1 protein-coding gene is annotated in these 230 nt (G+C 55.7%); it reads left to right on the top strand.

Features of this window, described 5'->3' with window-relative positions:
* The coding region (locus tag HU720_RS24065) for an immunoglobulin-like domain-containing protein (protein ID WP_186523660.1) at nt 1-230 on the top strand (230 nt) is incomplete at both ends.

Genomic DNA, 230 nt, shown 5'->3' with positions numbered 1-230 from the left:
TACATCGATGCTGAGAAACTCAGCGTCACTGTGGATAAGGCTGACGGCGGCGACTTCGAGAAGCTGGTTGTGGATAAAACACCAGCCGTTACTGATGTCACTGACACCATCGACACTTCGACGGTCACCCTGACTGCCAGCAGCAACTCGGTTGCCGAAGGCGGCACTATCACCTACACCGCCTCCGTGAACCACGAAGTTACCGGTAGCGACCTGGTTGTGAAACTGGC

The organism is Pseudomonas sp. SWRI51 (genome assembly GCF_014268825.1).
Taxonomy (GTDB): Bacteria; Pseudomonadota; Gammaproteobacteria; order Pseudomonadales; family Pseudomonadaceae; genus Aquipseudomonas; species Aquipseudomonas farsensis.
The sequence above is the reverse complement of the archived record's forward strand: the minus strand, read 5'-3'. Positions and strand labels throughout refer to the sequence as shown.